Source organism: Chloracidobacterium validum (assembly GCF_018304825.1).
Classification (GTDB): Bacteria; Acidobacteriota; Blastocatellia; order Chloracidobacteriales; family Chloracidobacteriaceae; genus Chloracidobacterium; species Chloracidobacterium validum.
Genome location: NZ_CP072649.1, coordinates 884,409 through 908,432, shown reverse-complemented (window position 1 = coordinate 908,432; position 24,024 = coordinate 884,409). Strand labels below are relative to the sequence as shown.

Sequence of the window (24,024 nt, the reverse complement as noted above, 5' to 3'; positions counted from 1 at the left end):
AATCTGGCTGAAGCCGATCAACATTTTGGAAGCTAAGCTTGCTGTGCACTGGCACGCACCACGCTTGTGGCGAGTCGCGCGCGCAGCCCTGAGTCCGATATGACAGACGAAGCCCTACAACCTGCGATTGCCGACTTTGAAGCCTTTCTATCAGGGGAGCGCGCGCCGGCGCTGGTCGCAGCCTCGCTCGTCACCGTGTTGCAAACCGACATACGGACGGTGAGTTGGGTCGTACTCAACTGGGTGTCAAAAAACGTCCAACGTCACCCAGGGAGCAACCCGCTCGACATTCTGATGGCGGCGCGCAACAAGGTCTTTGACATTTTCTTCTACCGGGTCGTGCGCTTCAGTCAGGTGTATAACTTCTTCCCGGTCTTTGAAAAACACCTAGTCGAGCTTTGTCCGGTCCCCTATCGCCCCCATCTCGAGGCGCTGCTTGCACAGTATCCCTGGGAACAAATTCGTCCGATCGGGGAGATGCGTGAGCGCGCCATGTATGCGCTCGAAAAACGCGCCGAGGTGCAAGTTGCCGAGGACAATTTCAACGAAAATATCTACCGCAATGCAACGCACAACGTGTTGTCAGCCGACCGCCGATTTGAATTCGCCGATGAGCAGACCAGCGCGGACGTGCTGTCGTACCAAGGCAAAGTCGGTAGCCTCGTTGGCGATTTCGTGGGACTCGTCACGGACAAGCGCGCGCGCCAAGAGATTATCGCGGCCAACGATGCCGACAAGGACGCCGAGTACGAAACCAAGCGGCGCTTCAACCTGGAAGATTACCTTGCGCAGTCGGTTGACTTGGCGGTTGCCTTCTTCAACGACGATTTCCTCCCCCAGTGCTGCCAGTTGATGGATTTGGTCGAGCAGTTGGCTCAAGCGCGGGGACTTTCCATCGAAAAAAGCCAGCGCTTGCAGAGCAAGGCCAAGCTGTTTAGTGCGCGCAAAATCGACGAGTACGGCGCATCAAAGCTTTCCCGGCTGCTGATGGGGGACGTGCTGAGTCATTTCGTGGACTGGAGTCCTGAAAAGATATTTCAACAGCTTTTTGAGGAACCGGAGCGGCGTGTGCGCCGCGTCTTGCTCACCGTCCTCGAAGCCAATGGAGAACGCATCTACCCATCCCTGCTCCACCAGCTCGAGCACTGCACGCCCGAAACACCGTGGTACTACGTTCGCAACCTCATCTTTCTTCTAGGGCGGATTGTGTCGCCCAAGCCGGTGGAGCGCGTCCGGGCCGTCACGTTGATTGACCAGCAGTTTCATGCGCGAGCCGCGCGTCAGGTCAACGCCCAGAGCATCGCCACCTTGAGTTTCATTGGCGGCGAAGCGGCCGGTGAGTGCCTGCGCGCGAAACTGGCCGAGTTCAAGCGGCACGACGATCCCGTGTCGCGCGATTTGGCCGGCAAGATTGCCATGGCGCTCGTTGCGCTCGACGATCCCCCGGCCCTGGAGGCGTCGCTCGACTACGCGCTCAAGCACTGGAGCGAGGAATACGTCGAACGCTTTGCCCAAACCCTGCTGTCGCCACCGACCATTGCCTTCCTGACCGGACGGGTGCGGGCGGAACTCGCCAAGCTCAAGCGCTCCTTTGCTTTGCTCGGCAATGCCGACGTCGCCGCTAAAATCCTGCGGTGCCTGGCGTACCAGTACAACGATGAAGTCAAGGCGTTGTGCCACGACATCGTGACCTCGCTTACACCACGCAACGCGCTGCACATCACGGCGCGGCAGATTCTAGAGACGGCGTCCCCGGCCCCACTCCCGCTGGCAGTGGATCGCAGTCTCAATCGCCTGCTTGTGCAGAAAAATCTGCCCGAAGCCTTTGTCTATGTCTGGGAAGCCGGGCTGACCGGTCATTTTCACATCACTTTGACCGACCAAACCGAATGTCGGGTGGATTGGTTAATGGGAAAAGTCGTTCATGCTTCCGTTCCGGCGTTTTTTCTGGAGGCGGACAACGCTTTCTATTGGCTTTTCATGCTTGATCCGCGCGAGGTGGCGCTGGCCTACTTCGACACCAAGACGCCGCCCGCGCCACAAAACATCACGCTTGAAACCCCACTTCTGCTCCACGAGGCGTTGTTGCAGCGCAGCGAGCTGAAACAGATCTCCAACGCGGCCATCAAACCTGACTCATCCTTTACCCAGCGTCCGGTGAGTCACCTACAACTGCATTTCAAGGATAGCCCTGATCCAAAAACGTGCCGCCTGGTCTGGGATGCCCTCGCTGAGCCGGCCACCATCGAGGTCCTTCAGCAGCGGACCCGGCTGGGCAAATACGAGCTTTACAAGCAACTGTTTTATCTCATCCGGCAAAACTTCGTAGCGGTGGATGCGCTGCGCGTCGGAACGGATGCCGCGGCCCTAGCCGACGGACTCAAGCTACTCGATGAGAACTTGAAGCGTATCCGGCGCAAGCCACTGCTCTTTGCGCCGTACAAGGCCGCGGCCGAAATCTGCGTGGAAACCGCCCGCGCCACGCCCGATGAAACGCTTCAACTGACCTTTACAACCCTGGGTGCGTACCTCAAGGCGGCGTACGACGAACGCCGCTTCCTCGTGGCAGCCATGATTGATGCTTGCGACCGCGCCCTGGAACTGGTTCACCAGTACCTCAAAACCAAGCAGCCGAGCGACAAAAAGAGCCTGCTGGATTACATGGGCTTCACGTTCCAGGTTTCGACCGCACCAGCCGCAGTGGTTCCGGCGCCAGAAGTGGCTTCCTCGACCCTTCAGAAGCTCGAAAACATCCAGCTCATCAATGACGCTTTCGACGACGCGGCCGAAGCCCTGTTTGATGATGCTTCGGTTGATGACCTGTTTGACAACCTGGATGCCGTCCTGACGGCGCAGGGGCTGGCCGGCAGCGGCGCGGCGACGCTCGATTCCGGACTGACCGAGCAGGAAGAGTCCATGCTGATGGAGTTGTACGACAACATCGCGGTGGCCTACGTCAAACCGCTCAAGGATTTCATGCGCGAAATCCAACTCAACCAAAAAATCAAACGGCGCACATCGCTCGAATGGATCGAAATGGTCGAGCCATCGGTCAACCTGCTGTACGGTTCGGCCGAAAAGATGGGCTACCAGAAAATCTGCCTGGCCCTGAAGGACATGCAGCAATCCCTGCAATCGCAGAAGGGCGTGCCCGACCAGGCCTATTTCACCGAGTCGGCGCTCCAAAACATCCAGGCAAGTTACGAACGCCTGGCCCAGATGCTGCCCAAAACGTTTGCGCTGGATTTGTCGGAATCCGACCTCAACAGCAAAAAGGAAGTGCTCATCGTCAAGTTCATCCTCAAGCAGATTCCCGAAATCAACGAAAAGCTGATGAACCGCATCATCCTGGCCGGGTTATCCACCTTTGACAAGTTCATGCAAAGCTCGCCGGATGAAATCGCTGCGGTGACGGGGCTTTCCAAGCGGCAGGGCGAAGATGTGTTCATGAAGTTTTACCAGTATCGGCACATCTACTACCGGCACGACGAAGAAGCCTACCGGGAGCGCTTCTACAACATGTTTGATGTCAAACTCAGCCTGCTGCGCGAGTTGCACCTGGAGATCGAAGCCTTGACCGAGGAGCACCGACGAACCAGAAAGGACGAGCTGGAGCGGCGGATCGAAAGCCTCAAACAGGACCGCCAGCGCCTGCTCTGGGGCCTCTTCATCCTGCTGTGCATCAAGGAGGAATACGACTTGATCGAATCCATCCAGCAGTCTATTTACGACGTGCGCCTCCAAAAGCTCGAGGACTACTTGAGCAAACTGGCCAAGGCGGCCTGAGGTGTGGCCGGCACGGAAAGCACGAAGCAAATCCGCTTGGCAGTGTCCGAGGGGCGAGTGCGCCGTCTGGCGTTGCCTATGAGGTCGGCTGTTGGAGGAGGAAGCCGTGTCAGACCGCCACTTGATTGCGCTCGGTACATCCAGTCAAGTGCCCACGCGCGAACGCAACCACAATGGCTACTTTGTCCGCTGGGATGCCGCCGGACTGTTGTTTGATCCTGGCGAAGGCACGCAGCGGCAGATGACGCACTTTGGCGTCGCGGCCGCGGACATCACCGCCATTTTCCTGACCCACCTCCACGGGGATCACTGCCTTGGGCTGCCGGGTGTCCTTCAGCGCCTGTCGCTCGATGGCGTCCAGCATCCGGTGGATTTGTACTATCCGGCTTCCGGCGCGGAATATGTCCACCGGCTGCGGCGGGCCTCGATTTTCACCGAAACGGCCGTCATTCGTGAACGCCCAATTACTACGCCCGGTGTCGTCCACGCGACGGAGCGGTTTCGGATCGAGGCGTATGCGCTCGACCATACCGTTGAGAGCTGGGGCTACCGACTGGTCGAGCCGGACACCCTGACCCTGATCCCTGAAAAGCTCGAAGCCGTTGGCTTGCGCGGCCCGGCCGTCGGCCAACTCAAGCAACAGGGCTTTTTCGACCTTCCAAATGGCCGCCGTATCCAGGCGTCTGAAGTTGGCCGTCCGAAGCGCGGTAGTTCCTTTGCTTTTGTGATGGACAGTCGCTTGTGCGATGGCGCGCGTCAGCTTGCCGCCGGGGTGGATACGCTACTGTGCGAGGCGACGTTCCTGGAAAGCGAGGCGCTGGAGGCCCAACGGTACGGACACATGACCGCGCGCCAGGCCGCGACCCTGGCGCGTGAGGCCCAGTCCGGGCTGCTGGTTCTGACCCATTTCTCACGGCGCTACCGCAGCACCGAGCCGTTTATTGCCGAAGCCAGCCTGCTTCATCCCAATGTCGTGGCCCTTTCAGACGGCATGATGGTTTCGCTCCGCGCAGCAGCCACCGGCCGGGTCGGGCGGATGACCAACGGGCAAGCGCGTTGACCCGATTTCCGGTATCGTTTACAAAACGTCTGTTTTATTGGACGCCAGTTTTTTGATGTTTTGGATGCTGGGAGGTAAAACACCTTGGATACAACCATTGCGCTGCCACGCATCAACGATCCCGCACCGGATTTTGAAGCCAAGTCCACGCAGGGTGTCATTCGGCTGTCGGACTACAAAGGAAGATGGGTGGTGCTGTTTTCGCACCCGGCCGACTTCACGCCGGTTTGCACGACGGAGTTCGTGGCCTTTGCCGAGCGAAGCGCGGAATTCGAGCAGCGTCGGACGCAGTTGATCGGGTTGTCGGTGGACTCCGTTCCGGCGCACATTGCCTGGGTCCGCGACATCGAACGCCACTTCGGCGTCAAGATTACCTTTCCGGTCATTGCCGACCTCGACCTGAAGGTTGCCCAGAAGTACGGGCTGATTCACCCCGGTGCCTCCGAGACGGCGACAGTGCGAGCCGTCTTCATCATTGATGACAAGGGCATCGTGCGGGCGCTCATCTACTATCCGATGAATCTGGGAAGAAATGTTGATGAGATACTGCGGGCGCTCGAGGCCCTGCAAACGGCGGACGCCAACGCCTGTTCGATGCCGGCCAACTGGAAGCCGGGCGACAAGGTGGTTGTCCCGCCACCCCAGACCGTCGCGGATGCGGCGGCCCGCGCCCAGGCGAGTGAATACGAGGTCGTGGACTGGTACCTGGCCAAGAAAGCCCTGTGAGGCATCATGCTGGAACGTCCCTGCACTCTGGCAGCAGCCGTTGGCAACACGCCACTCATCCAGCTTCGACGGGTGACGGCCGGGTTGCCGGAAGGGGTTGAGGTCTATGCCAAGGCCGAACATCTCAACCCAGGCGGCTCGGTCAAGGACCGGGCCGCGCTCAACATGCTGCGGGACGGTGAGCGCCGCGGCGCGCTCCATCCGGGAAAGACGATTCTCGACGCGACGAGTGGCAACACCGGCATTGCCTATGCCATGCTGGGGGCGGCGCTGGGGTACCCGGTGACCCTGTGCTTGCCCAGGAACGCCAGTCCCGAACGCAAGAAGCTGTTGCGTGTCTATGGGGCGGAAATCATCGAAACCGATCCGCTCGAAGCCACCGATGGAGCGCAGCGGCTGGCCAAGCAGCTTGCCGCCGAGCAACCAGAAACGTATTTTTATCCCGACCAATACAACAACGACGCCAACTGGCAGGCACATTACAACGGCACCGGGCTGGAGATCTGGGAGCAAACACAGGGGCGCGTCACCCATTTTCTGGCCGGGCTGGGAACTTCCGGCACCTTCGTCGGGACGGCCCGGCGGCTCAAGGCCCTGAGTCCAACGGTACAGTGCATTGCGATGCAACCGGATTCGCCGCTCCACGGTCTGGAGGGGATGAAACACATGGCGACGGCGCTCGTGCCGGGGATTTATGACCCGACGTTGGCCGATGCCAACGTGGAAGTCGCAACCGAGGCGGCGCAGGCGATGGCACGCCGGCTGGTCCGCGAAGAGGGCCTCTTTGTCGGCGTCAGCGCCGGAGCAAATGTCGTGGCGACCCTGGAACTGGCGCGGACACTGCCGCCCGGCTCAGTCGTTGTGACCATTTTGTGCGACGCTGGGACACGCTATCTAAGCGATCATCTTTGGGACGAAGGAAAGCGCACATAGACCTGCGTATCGATCAATGCTCACGCTGACGACCGAACAGGAAGCCGCCATCCGCGCCCACGGCGAGGCCGATTACCCGCACGAGTGCTGCGGGCTGTTGTTAGGCACCTTTGACGAGGGCGGACGAAAAACGACCGTCGAAGTCATGCCGATTTCAAATGCCCGTGAGGAAAGCGCCAAGCGGAACCGCTTCCTGATTACGCCACAGGAACTGATGCGTGGCGAACGCTACGCGCGTGGCAAGCAACTCGACATCATTGGTTTTTACCATTCGCACCCCGACCATCCGGCCGTGCCGTCGGGCTACGACCTCGACCATGCCTTGCCGGTGTATTCGTATGTCATCGTGTCGGTCCACCAGGGGCAGGCGGCGGAAGTCGCGGCGTGGGAAATGGAAGCCGATCGGACCCGGTTCAACCCTGAAGCCATCGTGAAAGGATAAAACGCTTATGCCGGTCAGTATCTTGATCCCAACGGCGCTGCGCGGTTTTGCCGGCGGTAAAGCCGAAATCGAAGTCGCGGGCACCACCGCCGGCGAGGCGCTGGCGGCGCTCGGCGCGGCGCATCCTGAACTGAAAAAGCACCTTTTTGACGAAAACGGCGCCGTCCGCAGTTTTGTCAACGTCTATGTCGGCGACGAGGACATCCGCGCCTTGCAGGGCTTGGACACCCAGGTTCGGGACGGCGAAACGCTCATGATCGTGCCTTCGATTGCCGGCGGCGCGGCGGACGGTGATGCGGCCACGCGCGCCTTGCCCGACCTGACGCCGGAGGAATACACGCGCTACGGACGCCATCTCATCCTGCCCGAAGTCGGTTTGGAAGGTCAGCGTAAGCTCAAGCAGGCGCGCGTTCTGATGGTGGGAACGGGTGGGCTGGGCGCGCCGCTGGGGATGTATCTGGCGGCGGCCGGCGTCGGAACGCTCGGCATCGTGGACTTCGACGTGGTGGAGGCCTCAAACCTTCAGCGGCAGATCATCCACGGTACGAAGGATATTGGCCGCCCCAAGGTGGCTTCGGCTGCCGACCGCCTGCAAGACATCAACCCCAACGTCAAGCTCGAAATTCACGAAACGCGCCTGACCAGCCGCAACGCGCTGGAGATCATCCGCGAGTATGACATCGTGGTGGACGGCACGGATAACTTTCCGACGCGCTACCTCGTCAACGACGCCTGCGTGCTGCTCAACAAACCGAACGTTTACGGTTCGATTTTCCGCTTCGAGGGACAGGCCAGTGTGTTCTGGGGGGAGCGGGGGCCATGTTACCGTTGCCTGTACCCTGAGCCGCCGCCGCCCGGCCTGGTGCCATCCTGCGCCGAGGGCGGGGTGTTGGGGGTGCTGCCGGGCATCGTCGGCGCGATTCAGGCGAATGAAACGGTCAAGCTGATTCTAGGCGCGGGGGATACGCTGATCGGAAGACTGCTGCTCTTCGATGCCTGGCGGATGAAGTTTCGGGAACTCAAGCTACGCAAGCATCCGCAGTGCGCGTTGTGCAGCGAGCATCCGACCATCAAAGAACTCATTGACTACGAACAGTTTTGCGGTCTCAAGCCGCCAGCCTCACCGGAGAAACCAACCATGGAAGAAATTACGGCCGTCGAACTCAAGCGCCGCCTGGATTCAGGCGAAGACTTGCAAATCATTGATGTCCGCGAGCCGCACGAGTACGACATTGCGCGCCTGCCCGGTGCCAAGCTCATTCCGCTGGGGCAGGTTGTCGAGCGCCAGGCTGAAATCGATCCGACGCGGACGACAATCGTGCACTGCAAGATGGGCGGCCGGAGCGCCCGCGCCATCGAAGCCCTCAAAAAAGCCGGTTTTACCGGCGAACTCATCAACCTGGCCGGGGGAATCACGGCCTGGTCCACCGATGTTGACCCCAGCGTGCCGAAGTACTAGACCCAGACCCACGCCTGCGGCAACACGGCCAAAGCGTGGGATGCCGGCGCCACGAGGAATGATGTGACCGGCAGCCGAATCTACTTGGCTGACAACCTGGATGTGCTTCGGGCGTTGCCGGCGGCGTCGGTGGACTTGGTCTACATTGACCCGCCGTTCAACACCGGCAAGGTTCAGCAACGCACCCAGCTCAAGACCGTCCGCTCGGCGGACGGCGACCGCACCGGCTTCCAGGGGCAGCGCTACCGGAGCCTTGTCGTCGGAACGAAGCGCTTCAGCGATGTTTTCGACGACTATCTGGCGTTTCTCGAACCACGCCTCACCGAAGCCCACCGCGTGCTGGCCCCGCGTGGCTCCCTTTACTTTCATGTGGACTACCGCGAGGTTCACTACTGCAAGGTGCTCCTCGACGGCATCTTCGGGCGGGACTGCTTCCTGAACGAGATCATCTGGGCCTATGACTACGGCGGCCGGCCGAAAGACCGCTGGCCGGCCAAACACGACAACATCCTGTTCTACGTCAAGGACCCGTCAAACTACGTCTTCAACGTGGACGAGATCGAACGCATTCCGTACATGGCGCCGGGGCTGGTCGGACCGGAGAAAGCCGCTCGCGGTAAGCTCCCGACCGACACTTGGTGGCACACGATTGTCCCCACGAACGGAGCGGAGAAAACCGGCTACCCGACGCAAAAGCCCCTTGGCATTCTGCGGCGCATTGTGCAGGCGTCGTCCTGCCCCGGCGACGTGGTGCTGGACTTCTTTGCCGGAAGTGGAACGACGGGCGTCGCGGCGCTCGAACTCGGTCGGCGTTTCATTTTGGTTGACCATAACCCGGAGGCGCTCGCCGTGATGGCCCGCCGCTTCGCCGGGGTCGAGGGAATTGAATGGATCGGTTACGATCCAACCCCGCACCAAGCGGTCGAAAGGCAGCGGGCTTGGTGCTCGGTTCCATCTGACTAGAGCCGGTGATCGCATGAGGTCTTCGGTGATGCCAGCCCGCAACCGGCCGCCGATGCGCCGTCAAGCCAACCCGGTCGCTATCATCAGCATCGGGTCGTTGCCCCAAACTTGGTCGTGGTGGATGGGTATGCCGTATCGCCTTGGTTTGACCCTGAGTTTGACACTCCTTCAGTTCGGCGCGGCCGCGTGCAGTGGGGACATGCGGGCCTCACCCCCGGCGCCGGTGGCCCGTCCAAGTGAACGTCCGCTTTCGCCGCCGGTTCGCGCCTTGCTGGCGTCGGCCCGCGAGCAGACGCAGGTGACGACCGGCTATGACCCGACCTACGTCAAGCTGGCCTATCCGGGTGGCGATGTCCCAGCGCATACGGGCGTGTGCACGGATGTCGTGATTCGCGCTTTCCGGGCGGCCGGGGTGGATTTACAGGTTGCCGTCCACGAGGACATGCGCCGCGCCTTTGGGGCGTATCCCAAACGCTGGGGGCTGACACGTCCCGACCCAAACATTGACCACCGGCGCGTCCCGAACCTCATGGTCTATTTCCAGCGCCGAGGATGCGCCGCGGCAATGAGCCAGCAGCCGGCCGACTACCTGCCCGGCGATGTCGTGGCGTGGGACCTGGGTGGCGGTGTTCCGCACATTGGGTTGGTGACGGATGACCTGGCGAGTCGCACCGGGCGACCGCTCATCATCCACAACATCGGTGCCGGCGCGCGCCAGGAAGATGTGCTTTTTGCCTGGCGGGTGATCGGTCATTACCGCTATTTCACGCCATAACCCCCGCTGGACAAGAAAACGCGCCGGACGGCAAGGCAATCCGTCCGGCGCGGCAACAATCGAACACCTAGTTAGTTGGCGGCAATATCCTTTGTGTTGGCAACGACGAGCTGGATGATGCCCCACAGCGCCGCATAGCCACCCAAAACGAACAGGCAAGCCAGCAAGATGGCAGTCATGGTCGTGATCCTCCTTGCGATGCGTTTCGAGCGGGGAACACACTCGCTGCTTCCATCCTACAAAACCAGCATAGCGCGTCAGCGTCTGTTTTTGTACGTTGGATGAGGTCTCACTGCATGACCTTCAGTTCTTTTTAGCCCAGCAAAGGAGTTCCCCTATGTCAAACCCGCTCCCGGCGACGGCCGAACGCTTGACCGATGTGCTCGATGACGCGCTCTACGAGCAATACATCCGCGCGTGCGACATGACCTACCGCGGCACGGTGGATATGTTCGTCCTCAAGGCTGCGTACGAACTCGGCATCTTTACCCAACTGGCCGGGCAGCCGCAGTCGGTCGAGGCCCTGGCGGCCGCAACCGGCAGCCGTCCCAATCGGTTGGTCAAGTTCACGGACATGCTCATCGAAATGGAGCTGCTCGCCAAGGATGCCGACGGCGCCCTGACGCTGACACCCTTTGCGCGCCAGTTCTTTCTGCCGCCCAACCCAAGCAATGAGAATCTGACCATGGAGCCGTTCGTGCGCTATGCCATCACCATCATGGAGCGGTATCACGTTCACTTGGCGAAGGTCATCCGGGGCGAGATGGACTTCACGGCGCTCACGCCCTGGCCGCCGAAAACCCGTGAGGACAGCGCATTTTACGAGGAAATTCACCGGAGCAACAACCACTTCGTGCGTAACTTGCTGGTGGCCGAAGCTGATCTCGACGGCGTCACCCACCTGCTCGACGTCGGTGGTGGCAACGGCGACATTGCCATCGCCCTGGCCAAGCATTTTCCGGGCATCGAACGCATTACCCTCGTCAATTTACCGTCGGCGCTCGACATCGTGCGGGACAACGTGGCAGCCCACGGACTGACCGACCGGATTACGCCGGTGGCGCTCGATATGTACCGCGACCCTTATCCGGCATGTGACGCGGTGCTGTTTGCGCGCATCCTCTACCCGTTCAATGCCCAGGTGTGCGCCATGCTGCTGGGCAAAGCCCAGGCGGCCCTGCCGGCCGGCGGACGAGTCCTCATTGCCGACATGCTCCTGCGTGATGAGCGTGGGCTGGCCAACTATGACTACTTGGCGCACTTTCTGACGAGCGTCGGCGTGGACCCGGCGATGATGACCTTCAAGCGGCAGGATGAATACTTTGACGTGTTCCAGCAGCTTGGGTTCACTGACGCCCGCAAGGTCGAACGGCATGGTCACGTGCTCTACCAAGCGCGCAAGCCGTAGCCCACACCACGTCTGGTCGTTGCCCTCATGTGGGGCTGGGACATCGTCGCCCGACGATGTCCCAGGCTTTCAGATGTTTGGCTAGGTGGTGATGGCGGCTTCCTGGGTGCGCACGCGCTCCTGGGCCAGCCGCTGCCAGCGCTTGTACGTTTCCATCACGATGAACACGATGGTGGCCATGGCCCCCAGCCCAAGCCACTTGTCCATTGACAGGGGCTCGACGCGCAGCACCGACTGGGTCACCGACCAGTTCATCGAGAGGATATGAATGGCAAGCGCCACGAGCGCCCCGCCAATCAGCACTGGGTTGCGCCGCCAGGAAATGCTAAAGGCCGACTCGGTTTCTGAACGACAGGTCAGCACATAAAAGAACTGAATCAGCACGAAGAACGCCAGCAAGATGTTCCGCGCGGCCGTGACTTCGACCCCGACCTGCATCAGATACACCCACAGCCCAAAGCAGAGGATGGCCATGGTGACGCCGCCGAGCAGGACGCGGGTGATCATCCGCCGGTCGAAAATGCCTTCATTCGGGTTGCGCGGCGGTTGGCGCATCGCGCCGGCTTCGCCACCTTCAAAGGCGAGGGCCACATCCTGGATGCCGTTCGTGACCAGATTGAGCCACAGCCACTGCACGGCCGAAAGCGGCATGGGGAGCGCCAGCGCGACCGTGCCGCCAATGAGGATGAGCGACGCCGTGCCAGTTGAAATCAGAAACCAAGTCACTTTGCGGATGTTGGCGTAAGCATAGCGGCCTTCCTCGATACCGGCCACAATCGAGGCAAAGTTGTCGTCGGTGACGATGATTTGGGCCGCTTCCTTGGCGACATCCGTGCCTGAACCCATCGCCACGCCAATGTTGGCGCGGTTGAGCGCCGGCGCGTCATTCACGCCATCGCCAGTGACGGCGACGACTTCACCGAGCGCCACGAGTGCATCCACGATGGCCAGTTTTTGATCGGGCGTCACGCGGGCAAACACCCGTACGCGCGGGTGGTCTCTAAGCCAGTCCTGGAGTTGTTCGCGGGGAATGGCCGCCAGTTCCTTGCCGGTGATGGTCTCGGCTGTGGTCTGCGCCAAGTCAAGGTCTCGCGCAATCGCCAATGCCGTCAGTGGATGATCGCCAGTGATCATGAGCACCTTGACGCCAGCGCGCCGGGCTTGCGCCACAGCGTCTTTCACTTCCGGCCGGAGCGGATCGATGAAACCGACCAACCCAATCAAGGTGAGTCCGCTGATCGTTTCAAGGTCAGCGGGCGTGCCTGGGGTCGTTTCGACTACGCCATCGGCAATTGCCAGCACCCGGTAACCTTCGGCCGCCAACGCATCGGCCTGCCGCGCCACATGGTCCAGGTCAAGCGGCTGGTCTCCGCGCGCCGTGTCCATCGTCCGGCAGAAACCGGCGACGGCCTCGACCGCGCCCTTGACCGCAACGCGCGGTTGGTCACCGGCACGGTAGGCAACGGCGGCGTAACGGCGTTCCGATTCAAACGGGACTTCCACCAGTAGCGGGTGGGCCTGACGTTCGGCCTCCGGCGACAGGCCCAGTTTGTGGCCGAGCGCCAGCAGTGCCACGTCCATCGCATCGCCGCTGTGCCGCCAACCATCCGCCGTGCGTGTCAGCGCGCCTTCGTTGCAGAGGATGGCGGCCCGTCCCAAGCGCAGCAGGCGGTCGCGTTGGTTTGTCTCCAGCGTGCCGCCGCCGGCCGGACTGACCTGCCCTTCGCCGCGGTAGCCTTGTCCGCTGGCCTCAAAGCGCATCCCATCCGGCAGGAGGAGGGTCTGCGCGGTTTGTTCATTGAGCGTCAGCGTCCCGGTTTTGTCGCTGGCAATGACGGTGCAACTCCCAAGGCTTTCGACGGCAACCAACCGCCGCGCAATGACCCGGCGCTGCGCCATGCGCGCCGTGGCAATGGAAAGCGCCACGGTCAACGCGATGGGAAGTCCTTCAGGAATGGCGGCTACCGCCAGTCCGACCATGACCAGAAAAACTTCCCGGACAGGCAGCCCTTGCCAGATTGACACGGCGCCGAGGAGTGTGGAGCACCCAAGAATGATGAGGCCGACCTGATGCGAGAAGCGTTCCATGCGGACGAGCAAGGGCGGCTTGGCGCTGGCGACTTCAATCAGCGATTGTGCGATGCGTCCGACTTCCGTTCGGGTGGCGGTCTCCGCCACGACGCCAGTGCCGCGTCCGGTGACGACCAGCGAGCCGGCAAAGACCATGTTGAGCCGGTCACTCACGGGCGTCGTTTCCGCCAGTGGCGCGACTGACTTGGTGATCGGCATGGATTCGCCCGTGAGCAGGGCTTCATCCACGCCAAGGTTGGCAACCTGGGTCAAGCGCAAGTCGGCGGCCACCTTGTCGCCGGACTCCAGCAAAACGATGTCGCCCGGCACGAGGTCTTCGGCGGAAACCGACAGCACCTCGCCGTTGCGCCGGACCCGTGAGCGAATTTCAAGCAGGCTCTGGAGCGCGTAAGCATTTTGCTCGGCCCGCCATTCCTGATAGGTTCCGATGACGGCATTGAGAATGACAACCCCAAAGATGAACGCGGCGTCCTTGAAATCGCCAATCGCCAGGGCAACGATCCCGGCCACGAGCAAAATGTAGATGAGCGAGTTCGTGAACTGGTGCAGAATGACCAGCCAGAGCCTGGGTGGTGGCTTGGACGGCAAGAGGTTGCGCCCGTATTGCTGTTGGCGAGCGGTGACTTCTTCCGGGGTCAGCCCGTTGGCGGTCGTCGCCAGGCGGGCGTAAACGTCTTGCGTTGAAAGTGCATGCCACGGGGTGGTTGGTAGGGCATTGGTCGTTACCGAATCAGCCTGCTGCATGAAGTCGTCTCCCTTGGACTCGCCACCACGTGGCAGGGTCCGGTTGGCTCTCGATGGTCAAGCGTAGGGGGGCACTCCAGCCCGCGCCGCTGGACTGAAGACTGACCGGGCGATGCGTCCCGCCCGCCCTTTTCTATCGTAAGCGGCCAAGAATGACGACGCTACCCGATGGCGAGACGGTCGGCTGGCAAGCTGGTATGATTCACCCGCTCGGTGGCGCACGAGCGTGGCGTTGCCGAGAAAATCGCGCGCCGTAGTCTTGTTTTGGAGTCAACTACCCATGACGCTTCCCAGTAGCCGTGAGACCGTGGCTTACTGGGCAGTCTGCCTCCTCATCCTCGCGGCGCTGGTGGATTCCCAAGTGATCGGGGCCATTGCGCCCAGCATTGCGGCCGGACTTGGGGCTTCCAAATCGGCCGTGGCGCAGAGCGCCGCCGTGTATTCACTGGCCAACGCCGCGACAGCCTTTTGGTTAGGGGGGCCGGGACGCGCCATGCGGCCAACCCGCGGCTTGCTATTGGCTTCGCTCCTGGCTTTCGCCGCTGCCCTAGTGGCCGCGCTCGCGCCAAACCTGTGGGTATTTTACCTGGCCCGCGCCATCGCCGGGTTTTCTGGGGGGCTGGTCTCGGCGTTGGCCATCGCCGCTCTGGCCAATGCTTCGACCTATGCCGCGCGGGGGGCGCAGATGAGCGGGGTGGCGGTGAGTTACTTCCTGGCGCCGGTTATTGGCGTTCCGCTGGGCGCTTTCCTGGTCGGACGCTTTGGCTGGACATCAGCCTTCTGGTTCGCGGCAATTTCGGTTGCCGTGGCTGGGTGGTTGGTCATGCGGTTTCCCCTGCCGGAGCCGGCGCTGGTTGGCCCCTCATCCGGCCCGCCTGCCAATGTGGTGCGCGACCTCTGGCGCATGGCGACCCGCTCACGTTCAACCCGTCTAGCGATTCTGGGCGCGGCTTTCGTCTCGGGTGGGCTGGTTGCCTTCTCGGCGTTTTTGGGAACGTGGCTTTCCGACGCCTTCCGGGCCGATGAGTTTCGCATAGGTCTGATGTTCGGCGTGACGGGCCTTGGGGCCGTCATTGGGGGTTTTGTCGGGGGCAAGCTGGCCGACCGCTATGGCAAGCGGCGGGTGGCCGTTACAGCCAGCCTCTGGATGGCTCTGGGCTTACTCCTTACACCGACATTTGCCTGGACGTGGGGGCTCTACTTCGTGGTAGCTTTTGCGGCGCTGTGTGCGGCGGTGCGCGTCGCGCCCATTCAGGCACTGACCAGCGAACTGGTCGCGCCGCACGAGCGCCCAGCCTTTATTGCCTTGCGCAATGGTTTCTCGCAGTTGGGGATTGTCGCCGCCGTAGCGGTCGCCGGCCTGGCTTATCGAAATGGCGGCTTCCTGGCGGTGGCTGCTGTCTGCGCTGCTATGACCCTGGCTGCCTGGGCCTGTTTGCGTGGCCTCGATGACCCGCAGATGGGGCGGGCGTCGGGCGACCTCCCCAAGCCCCAATTCTGGTGGTTTGTCTTCCGTCGCGGCCTAGCCTGGGTGCTCGTGCTTGGACTTGGTTTCCCCTACTTGGTCAGTGTGGCCATAACCAAAGCGCGCACGCGCCCGGATGAACGCAGCCGAACAGATACACCAACCACACTGGGTGCGCAGTATGAAAGCGTGACATTTGAGTCGGCTGGCATTCCGCTCACCGGATGGTATTTACCGGCGCGCACGCATCAGGTCACGCTGGTGCTGACCCACGGCTTGTTTCGCTCACGCTATGAAATGCTCGAGCGGGGGGTGGCACTCTGGAAGCTGGGGTATGGCGTCTTGTTGTACGAGGTGCGTCGCCATGGGCAAAGCCGAGGGGAGTTTTCAACCGTTGGCTACGTTGAACGCCGGGATGTACGTGCCGCCGTTGAATTTGTTCGTCGGCGCGCGCCCAGTGATCGGATTGTGTTGCTGGGGGTTTCGATGGGTGCCGCCGCCAGCTTGCTAGCGGCGGCTGAAACCTCGGAAGTGGCTGCCGTCATCAGTGACAGCAGCTTTCGCTCGTTCCGCGACGCGGTGGCCAGCGACCTCCGCTATTTGGGGCTGCCCCGGTGGCCGGTTGCGCCCCTCTTGACCTACACCACCGCCTGGCGGATGGGCTTTGCCGTAGATGACTTCGATCTCGAACGCGCTGCCGGACGTATTGCCGCACCAATCTTGTTTATTGGGGGCGACCGCGACCAGCGCATGCCGGTTGAAACGACCCTTGAACCCCTTTACCGTGCCGCCCGTCACCCGGCAAAACGCAAGCTGGTGATTGCGGGGGCCGCCCACGGCGAAGCGTACTTGGTAGCCCAGCAGCGATATGTAGAAGCTATTGACGGCTTCATTCGGCAAGCACTCATGCTACCGTAGGAAAACGTGTGGCGCGGCTGAGATGCCGCCTCCGAGTTTCACTTTCATTCCGAGAGGAAAAGACAATGACGATGATTCGTACTGGAACCTTGGCGTTGGTTGCATTACTTGGCTTGAGTCCGGCGCTGACAGCTTCCCCTGCGGCCCTGCCGGTGGTGCAGGAAGGGATGGCCATGGGCAACAACGACCCCCGCAAGGCCACGACCATTCAGACCACCTCGGCCAAGCTGGGCAACGTGGCGGACGCCGTGACAGTGCGCTACTTAAACCTGCCGTGGGGGGCGCAGACCTTTGGTTATATCGAAAACGGCGGAAACCAGTTCTACAGCATGCGCACCTGGCCGGTGGCGCATCTGACGCTCAAGGCACGGGCGAAGTTCTTCGGACGTGATTTCGAGCCGGGCGACTACGTGCTGACGATCGTGCCCAAGGGTCTTGCGCCCCGCATGGGCATGCAGGTGCGGAGCTTCCAACCAAGTGGCGACAGTGGCACGTTTCTCGTGCCGGGCAATGTCTTTACCGAGACGCCCAATGGACCCATCGTGGCGTCCCGCCCCGTGGAATTCAAGCCCGGCGCGCCCCAGAGCGACGCCATGCGGATTTCGCTGGTGTCAAAGAAAAACATGGTCGAAATGACCATCAACTACGGCGACCGGTCGTTCAGCGAAAAACTAACCATGGTGAAGTAGTCACAAGCTGGCGGCGAGCCGGCTAGGTCTCGCCGCCGGATTCACTTTTGACTTTTGTCAGAGGCGCGCTTGGTGTCTCTGGTGATACAGAGGAAAAACGGCTATGCCTGACGCCAATGAGCCATTGATTCCGACAGCCGGCAACGCCCCGACCAACTCCTATTCGATGCTCGAACCGCGCATGAAAAAAGTCTATGGCGCGTACTACAAAGAGCTGTACTACACGCCGGAACGGCGCGTCCTCGACCCTAAAATCCAGGAACTCATCTCGATTGCGGCGTCATTGGTCGCCAAGTGCGAAGGTTGTCTGGACGGCCACATGAAAAAAGCCCTGGAGCTTGGGGCAACCAAGGAAGAGATCAGCGAAACGATTTGCATTGCCGCCGCCATCAATGCCGCCGCCATGATTGATTTGTCGGATCGCTGCGCCGAACGGCTCAACCTCAACCACTTTCCCAGCACGCCGGCGGCCGCCAGTTCAAGCGCGTCATGAAGCCGGTTTCAATCTGTGCCTGGTGGTGGCTCGTGGTCTTGGTCCTCGGGTTGGGGCCAGAGGCGCAGGCCGCCACGGATAACCTCAACCCGACGGGTTCGATGGAATACGGCGTGTTTCGCTCGGACAGTCTCGGCCGCGATGTTCCCTACGCGGTGTCGTTGCCGCCGTCCTACGCGACATCCCCGGAGCGGCGCTACCCGCTGGTGATTTTTCTCCATGGGATGTTCAACGACGAGCGGGATTGGGAAGCGCGGGGCGTCCAGGCGGCGCTGGATGCGGCGCGCGCCAAGGGGCAGGTCGGCGACTTCATCGTGGCCATCCCGCGCGGCGAGAATAGCTTTTACATCAATGCGAAACAGGGCGACCGCTATGAAGACGCCATCGTGCGGGACTTCCTGCCGTTCGTCGAAAAACGCTACCGGACGCTTGGAACGCGCCAGGGCCGTCTGATTGCCGGTATCTCGATGGGTGGTTATGGGGCCCTGCTGATTGCCTTCAAGCATCCATCGCTGTTTGCCGGGGTGGCGGCACACTGCGCGGCCATCTTTACCGAAGTGCCCCGTCCGCCCCAGTCGGCGGATGACCGCATCGGACTGTGGCGCTATGGCCTGGCGACAAAGCTGTATGGCGATCCGCCTGACGCGGAATTTTTTGAAGCCCACAGTCCGCTGGCGGTGGCGCGGGCGCGCGCCGACGCCATTCGGACGCTCAACATCTATTTCGATGTCGGCTCCGAGGATCGGTACCGCTTTGACATTGGCAACCAACGGTTGCATGAAACGCTCGATGCCGTCCGCGTGCCACATGAGTTTACGTTGGCGACCGGGGGCCACGGGTGGGCCTTTCTGGTGGCGCGCAGTGAAGCGGCGTTCGGCTTCTGCTGGCGGACGCTGGCGCCATCCGTTTCGCCTGGGTCGGCAAAGTCGAGAAGGAAATAGAGGTGCGACATGCGTGAACGTCGGGGAAGGTGGCGTCACTACGGCTTGGCGGCGTGGGGCCTCATCCTTTGGCTTGGTTTGGGAGGCGCGATGGCACAGGTTACCGGGCAAGAGGCACCGGCGTATCGGCTGTACAAGCCGGACGGACAGCCGGCGACATTGGATGACTTGGTCAGTGCGCTGGCGCGGGCCGAAGTGGTGTTCATCGGCGAATCGCACGATGATGCTGGGGCGCATGCCCTGCAACTCGACCTGCTGCGCGCGGCTTATGCGCGCTACGGCGCGGACGGAGCGGTGGAAAAGCGTCAAATCGTTCTCTCCCTGGAGATGTTCGAGCGCGATGTTCAGCTTGTTTTGGACGAGTACTTGGCGGGTCTGATTCCTGAGTCGCAATTTCTGGCGTGCAGCCGGCCGTGGAACAACTACCAGAGCGACTACCGCCCATTGGTTGAGTTTGCCAAGGCGCACCGCCTTCCGGTGGTGGCGGCCAATGCCCCGCGCCGTTACGTGAACTTGGTCGGACGCGAGGGACGCGACGCGCTGGCGAGGCTATCGAAAACGGCGCGGTCATTTTTGCCACCGCTCCCGTACGGCTTGGCTTCGGCCGAGTATGAAGCCAAGTTCCAGCGTCTGATGACTGAGCTGCACGGCTCGGCCGGCGGAGACGGGGAGCGGCGCAGGCCCAACCTTTCGCGCATGCTCGATTCGCAGTCCCTGTGGGATGCTTCCATGGCGCACGCCATCGCCGAGGCGCTGGCCGCGTCGCCGCAGCCGCTCGTGCTCCACGTCAACGGGCGCTTCCACAGTGAGGAAGGCATGGGGATTCCAGAGCATCTGGCTGCATATCGCAAGGGAACGCGCATGCTCTCGGTGACGGTCGTGGCAGATGCTGGCGATCCGGAAGCTTTTGATGTCGCGCGGTTTGGCAAGCTGGGTGACTTCGTGGCGCTCAGTGTCAAGCCGCGTTCCTGAATCTGAAAAATTCATGAAAAGTCATTCTCAGTCGCTTCATTGGCGTCCTTCGGTGGCGTTCAGGTTGGTTATCGCCGTGGCGTGCGTGGGGGCGCTTCTGCCACCCGTGACCCGCGGACAGGTGGCGCGGCAGCCGGTGCGCGCCAGGCGCGTCATGGTGGCTTCCGCCAGTGCCTTCGCGTCCCAGGTTGGGGTGGATATTCTGAAGCGCGGTGGTAACGCCGTGGATGCTGCCGTGGCCGTGGGCTTGGCGCTGGCCGTGACGTTTCCCGTGGCGGGCAACCTGGGTGGCGGCGGGTTCATGCTGATTCGCATGGCGGATGGGCGGACGACGGCGATTGATTACCGTGAAACCGCTCCGGCGCGCGCCAGTCGGGACATGTACCTGGGTCCCGACGGCCGGCTTCTGGCCGAGAAGTCAACGCTCGGGTACGCCGCCGCCGGTGTCCCCGGTACGGTAGCCGGCTTCGAGCTGGCGTTGCGCAAGTACGGCCGTCTCAAGTGGGCGCAGGTCGTGGCTCCGGCCCGGCGTCTCGCGCAGGAGGGGTTTCCGGTCAGCTATGCCCTTGAAAGGGGGCTGCGGATTGCCGAGCGGCTGTCGCGTTTTCCTGATAGTCGCCGGATTTTTCAGCGCGATGGAAACTATTACCAAGAGGGTGACATCCTGCGCCAGCCAGAACTGGCAGCAACGTTGGAACGACTGGAAAAGCGCGGCCCGCGCGAGTTTTACGAAGGTGAAACCGCGCGGCGAATTGCAGCGGCAATGGCCGCCAATGGCGGGCTGATCACGCTGGAAGACTTGAAAGGCTATCGTCCGGTTGAGCGCGAACCGCTGCGTGGGAGCTACCGTGGTTATGAAATCGTGACATTTCCGCCGCCCAGTTCTGGGGGCATTGTCTTGCTCAACGTCCTCAACCAGCTCGAAGGCGATAACTTGGCAGCACTGGGACCCGGTTCATCCGAAGCCAATCATCTCTTGATTGAAACCATGCGCCGGGCTTTCGCTGACCGGGCAATGTTGATGGGCGACCCGGATTTCGTCCCGGTGCCGGTCGAGAAACTTACTTCCAAGGACTATGCCAAGGCGCGCCGGGCGACCATTGATCCCAACCGCGCCACGCCGAGCGCTGACGTGCAGCCGGGACTGCCGGCCGCGCGGTTTGAATCGGCTGAAACCACGCATTTCACGGTCGTGGATGCCGACGGCAACATTGTCACGAATACCTACACGCTCAACGGTCCCTACGGCTCCGGTGTCACCGTGCCGGGAACAGGTGTTTTGCTCAACAACGAAATGGATGACTTCGCGGCCAAGCCTGGCGAGCCGAACGCCTATCAGTTGGTGCAGGGCGAAGCCAACAGCATTGCGCCTGGCAAGCGTCCGCTGTCCTCCATGACGCCGACGATTGTGCTTCGGGACGGCAAGCCGTGGTTTGCCATTGGCAGCCCCGGTGGGCCGACCATCATTTCGACCGTGTTGCAGGTCGTCATCAACATTATTGACCACAAGATGAATCTCCAGCAGGCAATTGACGCGCCGCGGTTGCACCATCAGTGGCTGCCGGATGTCGTGATGTGGGAGCCATACGGGATGACGGCGGACACGAAGCGCGCGCTCGAAGCCAAAGGGCATCGGCTGGATGTCGTCCCGCGTTACAATGGGGACGCCGAAGGGATCATGATTGACACAACGGGCGCGCGATTGGGGGCGTCCGACCCGCGCAATCCAGATGCCTTGGCGGTTGGGTATTAGGTCTGGTTGGACATGAGGTACTGAAGGCGCTCTGAAGGGTGTCACAGGCATGCTCGCCAGTGGCGCGCCGATTTCAGCGCTCCCCAAGGGTTGGCGCTTCACGGTCAGAAAGGTTTGGGTGAGCCAGAGAGTGACTCTGATGGAATGATTCCAAGGAAAAGGGAGATACAGGGATTTAGAGCGGAAAGCTATGGCTAGCCTGCGTGACCGGCTTCTTCCACACCAACTTTGGGGTGGAGTACGAAACTTGCCCAGAATGTCATGAGCGATGTATACACTTCATCGGGCAGTTCAGAAGCTTTCAAGCCAGATAGTTTTATTTCTCAGTATGTGCTTCCATCAGACAATTCTGTTATCAATGCAAAACAACATCCTTTTCCGAAATTTCGAGAGAGATTTCTCCTCTAAACTTTTGTTGATGCACTATCTGATAAATCTTGCAGGATAAGACTTAGAGATGTCTACGCCCAATCTAAACCCTGAGATCGCGAGTATTTGCGAACAGATGGAGAGTTTTGAAGCACCAAAAAGCTTGGCGAACACGGGCACTGGCTCACGATTGGAAGGCAGCGAGTTTGAATCCCTTGTTCAGCAAATGTGGAATGCTTTTAGTGAACTTTGTTGCGCAAACGGCGCAAAACGTGAGGAGAGGCTTGGTGCTCGATTCCGAAAGAAGCTCGTATGGCATAGGCGTATCTTTCACGAGCTGACCGTTGGTGAAAGACAGCTCATCGTTCCGTACAAAGACGAGCTAGACGAGCGCGCGCGAATGACTGGAGAACCAGACCAAAGTTGGCTTGAGACCGAGTATACAGTTCACTCACTCGTTGAGAACTTTCCTGGCAAGGATAAAGTTATTAGGGATTACGCCCCAAGCAAGGGGCGATTTGCTGAAAAGGCCTACCCGTCAATGTATGATGGGATGAGCACTGGGTTTGATGATACAGTTCTTCTTGTGAAAGCGGGAGCATTACACGAAAAGATTCTTCTAGAATACAAGACAGCTAAGTCAAGCAATCGCAGACAGGTTGATGGTAATGCTCATGAACGGCTTTCTTTTCAAATAATGCAGTATCTTGAAGTAGCTACTCGCTACACTCAGTGCAGTTTGATGATTCTAGCTAACGGTGCATTTGTGCGCTACAAGAACAAATATCATGTTAATTTTCACATACAAGCTGAACGGCTAAAGAAGTTTCCGTGGTTTACTATGGAATATGCCTGTACGCAGCCTGAATATCAGAAGTTCCTGAGTGGCTTGCTATTATGGTTATTCAATGACAAACCTCGCAGTGGAGTAGCCGCAGTTGATTAAGTACATCGGTTCCAAGCGCACGCTCATCCCGCTCATCCGTGAGGTCACCCGGCGCCTCGGCCCTACGCGGTCGGTCATCGATCTTTTCTCCGGCACGTCACGGGTCGGCCACGCCCTCAAAGCGGACGGCTACCGGGTGCTGGCCAACGACTACCTGGCCTATGCGGCCACGCTCGCCCGCTGCTACGTCCAGGCCGACGCCGAAGACGTGCTCGCCGACGCACAGAAACTCATTCAGGAGTTCAACCGGCTGAAAGGCGCGCCAGGCTATGTCACCGAGACGTTCTGCGTGAAAGCGCGCTTCTTTCATCCGAAAAACGGGGAGCGAATTGACGCCATCCGGGAAGCCATTGCCGCGAAGGGGTTGCCTCCGGAGCTGGAAGCCGTGGCGCTGGTCGCGCTGATGGAAGCCGCGGATCGCGTGGATTCCACCACTGGTCTCCAGATGGCCTACCTCAAAGCGTGGGCGCCGCGCGCCCTCAACGACCTCGAACTCCGCGTCCCGGATGTCCTTCCACGCGCACGGCACGGCAAAGGACAGGCCACTTGTCTGGACGCGCTGGAAGCGGCCTCACGGCTGGAAGCCGATGTCGCGTACCTCGATCCGCCTTACAATCAGCATTCCTATCTCGGCAACTACCACATCTGGGAATCGCTGGTCCGGTGGGACAAGCCGCCGGTGTACGGCGTCGCCTGCAAGCGCCTGGATGTCCGCGAGCGGCGAAGTGTTTTCAACGCCCGGTCACGCTTTGCCGGCGCGTTCCGGCAAGTGCTCAACGCGATTCAAGCCCCGACGATCATCGTTTCGTTCAACGACGAAGGCTACCTGTCGCGGGCTGAGATGACGGCGCTCCTGCAATCGCTGTGGGGAGGCGCGGGACAGATGGTGGTCATCGAGCAGGATTTCAAGCGTTACGTCGGCGCTCAAATCGGCATCTACAACCCCAATGGCGAGAAGGTCGGAGAGGTCAGCCACCTCAGAAACAAGGAGTTTCTCTATGTCGTGTCCCGCCGGCCGCTGCCGGCCGACCTAGTGGCGCTCGCCCACCACAGTCTGCGCCAACCTTTGCTTTTCAACTGAAACCCATCAC

At 60.9% G+C, this 24,024-nt stretch carries 18 protein-coding genes and 1 pseudogene; 18 read left to right on the top strand and 1 reads right to left on the bottom strand.

Features of this window, described 5'->3' with window-relative positions:
- The first annotated feature begins 99 nt into the window (after nucleotides 1–99).
- The 10 genes and pseudogenes from J8C06_RS14785 to bchU all read left to right on the top strand — a co-directional run bounded on the left by J8C06_RS14785 (nucleotide 100) and on the right by bchU (nucleotide 11,552).
- Nucleotides 100–3,786, top strand: coding sequence for a helix-hairpin-helix domain-containing protein (locus J8C06_RS14785; protein WP_211430188.1), 3,687 nt, complete (start codon nucleotides 100–102; stop codon nucleotides 3,784–3,786).
- A gap of 106 nt (nucleotides 3,787–3,892) precedes the next feature.
- Nucleotides 3,893–4,846, top strand: coding sequence for a ribonuclease Z (locus tag J8C06_RS14780; RefSeq protein WP_211430187.1), 954 nt, complete (start codon nucleotides 3,893–3,895; stop codon nucleotides 4,844–4,846).
- An 84-nt stretch (nucleotides 4,847–4,930) separates the two neighbouring features.
- Nucleotides 4,931–5,572 (top strand): peroxiredoxin, encoded by a 642-nt coding sequence (locus J8C06_RS14775; protein ID WP_211430186.1) that lies wholly within the window; start codon nucleotides 4,931–4,933, stop codon nucleotides 5,570–5,572.
- A 6-nt stretch (nucleotides 5,573–5,578) separates the two neighbouring features.
- Nucleotides 5,579–6,505, top strand: coding sequence for a PLP-dependent cysteine synthase family protein (locus J8C06_RS14770; RefSeq protein WP_211430185.1), 927 nt, complete (start codon nucleotides 5,579–5,581; stop codon nucleotides 6,503–6,505).
- Between the two features lie 16 nt (nucleotides 6,506–6,521).
- Nucleotides 6,522–6,947 (top strand): M67 family metallopeptidase, encoded by a 426-nt coding sequence (locus J8C06_RS14765; protein WP_211430184.1) that lies wholly within the window; start codon nucleotides 6,522–6,524, stop codon nucleotides 6,945–6,947.
- Between the two features lie 7 nt (nucleotides 6,948–6,954).
- Nucleotides 6,955–7,215, top strand: a pseudogene (locus tag J8C06_RS15540) (MoaD/ThiS family protein); the annotation flags it as partial.
- Entirely contained in the window at nucleotides 7,201–8,406 is a 1,206-nt protein-coding gene (gene moeB, locus J8C06_RS14760; protein ID WP_455423739.1) for a molybdopterin-synthase adenylyltransferase MoeB, read from the top strand. The pseudogene J8C06_RS15540 and the gene moeB, both read left to right, overlap by 15 nt.
- Before the next feature lie 63 nt (nucleotides 8,407–8,469).
- On the top strand, nucleotides 8,470–9,369 hold the full coding sequence (locus tag J8C06_RS14755) for a DNA-methyltransferase (protein ID WP_211430182.1): 900 nt from the start codon (nucleotides 8,470–8,472) through the stop codon (nucleotides 9,367–9,369).
- A 28-nt stretch (nucleotides 9,370–9,397) separates the two neighbouring features.
- Nucleotides 9,398–10,144 (top strand): DUF1287 domain-containing protein, encoded by a 747-nt coding sequence (locus J8C06_RS14750; protein WP_455423729.1) that lies wholly within the window; start codon nucleotides 9,398–9,400, stop codon nucleotides 10,142–10,144.
- 337 nt (nucleotides 10,145–10,481) lie between these two features.
- The gene (gene bchU / locus J8C06_RS14745) at nucleotides 10,482–11,552 is read left to right on the top strand and encodes a bacteriochlorophyllide d C-20 methyltransferase BchU (protein WP_211430181.1); all 1,071 of its coding nucleotides are present in this window, start codon (nucleotides 10,482–10,484) and stop codon (nucleotides 11,550–11,552) included.
- An 81-nt stretch (nucleotides 11,553–11,633) separates the two neighbouring features.
- Here bchU and J8C06_RS14740 read toward each other — a convergent pair whose 3' ends face one another.
- On the bottom strand, nucleotides 11,634–14,387 hold the full coding sequence (locus J8C06_RS14740; RefSeq protein ID WP_211430180.1) for a cation-translocating P-type ATPase: 2,754 nt from the start codon (nucleotides 14,385–14,387) through the stop codon (nucleotides 11,634–11,636).
- A 280-nt stretch (nucleotides 14,388–14,667) separates the two neighbouring features.
- Here J8C06_RS14740 and J8C06_RS14735 point away from each other — a divergent pair, with 280 nt between their 5' ends.
- The 8 genes from J8C06_RS14735 (at nucleotide 14,668) to J8C06_RS14700 (ending at nucleotide 24,014) form a co-directional block, all read left to right on the top strand.
- The gene (locus J8C06_RS14735) at nucleotides 14,668–16,770 is read left to right on the top strand and encodes an MFS transporter (protein ID WP_211430179.1); all 2,103 of its coding nucleotides are present in this window, start codon (nucleotides 14,668–14,670) and stop codon (nucleotides 16,768–16,770) included.
- Nucleotides 16,771–16,835: 65 nt separating this feature from the next.
- Entirely contained in the window at nucleotides 16,836–17,459 is a 624-nt protein-coding gene (locus J8C06_RS14730; RefSeq protein WP_211430178.1) for a hypothetical protein, read from the top strand.
- A gap of 103 nt (nucleotides 17,460–17,562) precedes the next feature.
- Nucleotides 17,563–17,952 carry a carboxymuconolactone decarboxylase family protein gene (locus tag J8C06_RS14725; protein WP_246602127.1) on the top strand — a complete coding sequence of 130 codons (390 nt, stop codon included), beginning with the start codon at nucleotides 17,563–17,565 and terminating at the stop codon, nucleotides 17,950–17,952.
- Nucleotides 17,949–18,893 carry an alpha/beta hydrolase gene (locus tag J8C06_RS14720; protein ID WP_211430177.1) on the top strand — a complete coding sequence of 315 codons (945 nt, stop codon included), beginning with the start codon at nucleotides 17,949–17,951 and terminating at the stop codon, nucleotides 18,891–18,893. The genes J8C06_RS14725 and J8C06_RS14720 overlap by 4 nt, the downstream gene beginning before the upstream one ends.
- Nucleotides 18,894–18,902: 9 nt before the next feature.
- Complete coding sequence (locus J8C06_RS14715; protein WP_246602126.1) at nucleotides 18,903–19,865, top strand: ChaN family lipoprotein; 963 nt, start codon at nucleotides 18,903–18,905, stop codon at nucleotides 19,863–19,865.
- Between the two features lie 13 nt (nucleotides 19,866–19,878).
- The gene (gene ggt / locus J8C06_RS14710) at nucleotides 19,879–21,618 is read left to right on the top strand and encodes a gamma-glutamyltransferase (protein ID WP_211430176.1); all 1,740 of its coding nucleotides are present in this window, start codon (nucleotides 19,879–19,881) and stop codon (nucleotides 21,616–21,618) included.
- 457 nt (nucleotides 21,619–22,075) lie between these two features.
- On the top strand, nucleotides 22,076–22,933 hold the full coding sequence (locus J8C06_RS14705; protein ID WP_211430175.1) for a hypothetical protein: 858 nt from the start codon (nucleotides 22,076–22,078) through the stop codon (nucleotides 22,931–22,933).
- Nucleotides 22,926–24,014: a DNA adenine methylase gene (locus J8C06_RS14700; protein WP_211430174.1), complete on the top strand. Its 1,089-nt coding sequence runs from the start codon at nucleotides 22,926–22,928 to the stop codon at nucleotides 24,012–24,014. The genes J8C06_RS14705 and J8C06_RS14700 overlap by 8 nt, the downstream gene beginning before the upstream one ends.
- Nucleotides 24,015–24,024 lie beyond the last annotated feature (10 nt).

Coding starts and splice junctions, on each gene's coding strand:
- ggt (WP_211430176.1), top strand. CDS start 19,879: ATGAAAAGTCATTCTCAGTCGCTTCATTGGCGTCCTTCGGTGGCGTTC.
- J8C06_RS14765 (WP_211430184.1), top strand. CDS start 6,522: ATGCTCACGCTGACGACCGAACAGGAAGCCGCCATCCGCGCCCACGGC.
- J8C06_RS14715 (WP_246602126.1), top strand. CDS start 18,903: ATGCGTGAACGTCGGGGAAGGTGGCGTCACTACGGCTTGGCGGCGTGG.
- J8C06_RS14730 (WP_211430178.1), top strand. CDS start 16,836: ATGACGATGATTCGTACTGGAACCTTGGCGTTGGTTGCATTACTTGGC.
- moeB (WP_455423739.1), top strand. CDS start 7,201: ATGATCGTGCCTTCGATTGCCGGCGGCGCGGCGGACGGTGATGCGGCC.
- J8C06_RS14705 (WP_211430175.1), top strand. CDS start 22,076: ATGTCTACGCCCAATCTAAACCCTGAGATCGCGAGTATTTGCGAACAG.
- bchU (WP_211430181.1), top strand. CDS start 10,482: ATGTCAAACCCGCTCCCGGCGACGGCCGAACGCTTGACCGATGTGCTC.
- J8C06_RS14770 (WP_211430185.1), top strand. CDS start 5,579: ATGCTGGAACGTCCCTGCACTCTGGCAGCAGCCGTTGGCAACACGCCA.
- J8C06_RS14750 (WP_455423729.1), top strand. CDS start 9,398: ATGCCAGCCCGCAACCGGCCGCCGATGCGCCGTCAAGCCAACCCGGTC.
- J8C06_RS14740 (WP_211430180.1), bottom strand. CDS start 14,387: ATGCAGCAGGCTGATTCGGTAACGACCAATGCCCTACCAACCACCCCG.
- J8C06_RS14725 (WP_246602127.1), top strand. CDS start 17,563: ATGCCTGACGCCAATGAGCCATTGATTCCGACAGCCGGCAACGCCCCG.
- J8C06_RS14720 (WP_211430177.1), top strand. CDS start 17,949: ATGAAGCCGGTTTCAATCTGTGCCTGGTGGTGGCTCGTGGTCTTGGTC.
- J8C06_RS14785 (WP_211430188.1), top strand. CDS start 100: ATGACAGACGAAGCCCTACAACCTGCGATTGCCGACTTTGAAGCCTTT.
- J8C06_RS14735 (WP_211430179.1), top strand. CDS start 14,668: ATGACGCTTCCCAGTAGCCGTGAGACCGTGGCTTACTGGGCAGTCTGC.